Genomic DNA, 2,990 nt, shown 5'->3' with positions numbered 1-2,990 from the left:
TTTGTGCTCATGCGACTGCAGCGCTGTGACGTATTGCGTTGCTTGCTGTTGCTTGGTGTTGTTTGTTGGAGGTGTGATCGGGCGTGCTTGGTTGGTGGCGACTTGTGCCGGGTGGTACGTGGTGGGGGTTCACGGCGGGGTGCTGTGCGCTGGGGGCTGGCGGCTCGGGGCTCGGGTGCTCGGGGCTCGGGTGCTCGGGTGCTCGGGTGCTCGGGTGCTCGGGTGCTCGGGTGCTCGGGTGCTCGGGTGCTCGGGTGCTCGGGTGCTCGGGTGCTCGGGTGCTTGCGGCTTGCGGCTTGCGGCTTGCGGCTTGCCAGCTTGCCGGCGGCTCGATGGTGCGACGGAATGAAGGTGGGGCCTTGCGTCGGTGTTGTGTCGGCAACCCGCCGTCGTTCGTCACAACGGACATCCTGTAACCGGCCAGCCATTGCGGCGGCCCGGCTGTCGAAGGCAGTTCAGCCGCCTTCGACAGCACTGAAAATCCCGATGCGTTCGCCGTGTGACACGTTCGGCCCGAACACCACGCCGGATTCACACCATCCGGGGCATGGCCGATACACCACAAGCACCACTAGCGCCGCTTGTCGCCACGCATACGCGACGCATCGCGACAAACCGACCGTGCATGCAACCACCGCGCACCGCAAACCTCGGACGGCACCCCGCACGCACGATTACGCCGCGATCCGCCGACGGAAATGCTCGGTCCCGGCCACGATCTTGTCGAGCACCGCATCGAGCGCCCAGAACCGTTCACGCACGTCGTAGTCGATCGCACGGCAACGGATCGACGCGAACGTGCCGATTCGCTGGTGATAGAGCTTCGCGAGCGCCGGGTACCCCAGCGCCTCCGACACCGCCGAAACGACCAGGAACGTCGAGAGCTCGTCGGCCAGCGCGGGATTCGACGCCCCTTGCGTACGCAACCACCGGTACAGATCCGGATGGAAGTTGGTGAACACGCCGTTGAAGCCGGCGGAACCCGCCTTCATCGCGTCCCACGCAATCGCGGCGTTCGCGTTGAGGATCTTCAGCGGCGAACCTTCGGCGAGCGCGACCCGCCGCTTCACCGTCTCCAGGTCGCAGCTCACGTCCTTGAGCATCACGAAGCGGCCCGTGTCGATGCACGCGCGCAGTTCGTCATCCGACAGCAGCCGCCGGTAAGGGGCCGGACACTCGTACAGCCCGAGCGGCAGATCCGACGGCAAGCGCGCGAGCAGCCGGTGCAGATGGTCGAGCAACGCGGCACTGCCCTTGCGCTGCGGATCGAGGCGATTGGTCACGAGCACGACGCCCTGTGCGCCCGATTCGGCCGCCGCGCACAGCTCCGCGACCTGCGCGTCGAGATCGTCGCTGATGTGCCCGGACGCGACGACCGGCACGCGCCCGGCCACCCGCTCGACCACGAAGCGCGCGAGTTCCGCGCGTTCGGCCAGGCTCAGGAACTGCATCTCGCTCGACTGCGCGACCGCGAACAACGCATCGGCGCCGTGCGCCAGATACCACTCGATCAGCCGCTCGAGCCCGGCGTAGTCGATCGCGCCGGCATCGTCGAACGGCGTCAGCATCACCGGGACGATGCCCTCGATGGTCACGTTCGATTGCTGCGGGTGTTGCATGTGTTTCTCCTTGCTTCAGTGAATGCGTGGCGCATGCGGCATGCTCAGGCCGGCAACGGCCCGGGCGCGGCGTTCGCGGCCTGTTCGGGAATCGGCTTGCGCACCAGCAGCAGGTACGCCATCGCGCCCGCAAACGCGATCGCCGCGGCCGTCAGCAGCGCCGGCACGAACGACCACTTCTGCGCAATGACGCCCGTCAGGATCGGCGCGAGCGCGCCGCCGATGAAACCGCCGAAATTCTGGATCGCCCCGAGCGACGCGATGCGGCTCGGCGGCGCGGCCGCCGTCGCGAGCGCCCACGAACAGGCCGACGCCGCGTTGGCGAGAAAGATCACGACCGAAATGCACGCGAGCGCCACCGTGTTGCTCTGCACGAGCGCGGCGGGAATCGTGAATGCGACCATCCCGAGCATCGCGACCACCACCGCATTGCGCCGGCTCACGACCGGCGAACGGCTGCGGCGCGTGACCAGGTCCGACAGCCAGCCGGCCAGCAGCGAACCGACGAATCCGCACAGGAACGGCACCGACGCGGCAAAGCCGGTACGGATCAGGCTCATGTGCCGTTCCATCGTCAGGTAGCCCGGCAGCCAGGTCAGGTACACCCAGTTCAGGTACACGGATCCGAAGAAGCCGATCAGCATCCCCCAGGTCGTGCCGTGCGAAAACAGGCCGCGCCATTCCGCGAACGTCAGTTTCGGCGCCGCGACCGCGCTTTGCGCATCGGCGTCGAGATAATTGCGCTCGGTGGCAGTCAGTTGCGCGCGCACCGGATCGCGATACAGCGCGAACCAGACGACGGCGACGACCAGACCGAGTGCGCCCGTCGCGATGAACGCCCAGCGCCAGTCGAACGACGCAACGAGGATCGACAGCAGCAGCGGTGCGAGCGCGGTGCCGAGCGGCGACGCGGCGTTGAAAATGCCGGTCGGCGTGCCGCGCGCGCGCAGCGGAAACCAGTTGCTCACCACCCGCGCGGCCGACGGGAACTGCGGCGCCTCGCCGATGCCGAGCACGATGCGCGCGACGATGAACCAGCCGAACGTCGACACGATGCCGCCCGCCGCCTGCGCGAACGACCAGACGATCAGGCCGATCCCGAGCAGCCGGCGCGGGCCGATGCGGTCGACCAGCCCGCCGACCGGGAACTGGCACAGCGCATAGCTCCACGAGAAGGCCGACAGCAGCAGCCCCATCTGCGCGAGCGACAGGCCGAGGTCGCCGCGGATCGCCGAGCTTGCGACGGCCAGCGTGCCGCGATCGAGGTAGTTGACGATGCCGCTCGCCATCAACAGCGCGAGCGCGATGCGTTGCCCGCGCCGGATACGCGGCGGTGCGGGCGGAACGGTCGGGGTTTCGTTCATTGCGGTA

The 2,990-nt window shown here is 68.1% G+C and carries 2 protein-coding genes; both read right to left on the bottom strand.

What is annotated here, in order from left to right:
* Window positions 1-674: 674 nt before the first annotated feature.
* Window positions 675-1,619 (bottom strand): dihydrodipicolinate synthase family protein, encoded by a 945-nt coding sequence (locus G3N99_RS37615; RefSeq protein ID WP_174943132.1) that lies wholly within the window; start codon window positions 1,617-1,619, stop codon window positions 675-677.
* 44 nt (window positions 1,620-1,663) lie between these two features.
* Window positions 1,664-2,983: an MFS transporter gene (locus tag G3N99_RS37610; RefSeq protein ID WP_206124902.1), complete on the bottom strand. Its 1,320-nt coding sequence runs from the start codon at window positions 2,981-2,983 to the stop codon at window positions 1,664-1,666.
* Window positions 2,984-2,990: the final 7 nt, after the last annotated feature.

It is taken from the genome of Burkholderia sp. Ac-20392, from assembly GCF_017104585.1.
GTDB classification, from domain to species: Bacteria; Pseudomonadota; Gammaproteobacteria; order Burkholderiales; family Burkholderiaceae; genus Burkholderia; species Burkholderia lata.
Note: the sequence above shows the minus strand (reverse complement) of the source record. Positions and strands in the feature narration are given on the sequence as shown.

Bases quoted from the DNA above. Each gene is read 5' to 3' on its own strand.
- G3N99_RS37615 (WP_174943132.1), bottom strand. From the start codon at position 1,619: ATGCAACACCCGCAGCAATCGAACGTGACCATCGAGGGCATCGTCCCG.
- G3N99_RS37610 (WP_206124902.1), bottom strand. From the start codon at position 2,983: ATGAACGAAACCCCGACCGTTCCGCCCGCACCGCCGCGTATCCGGCGC.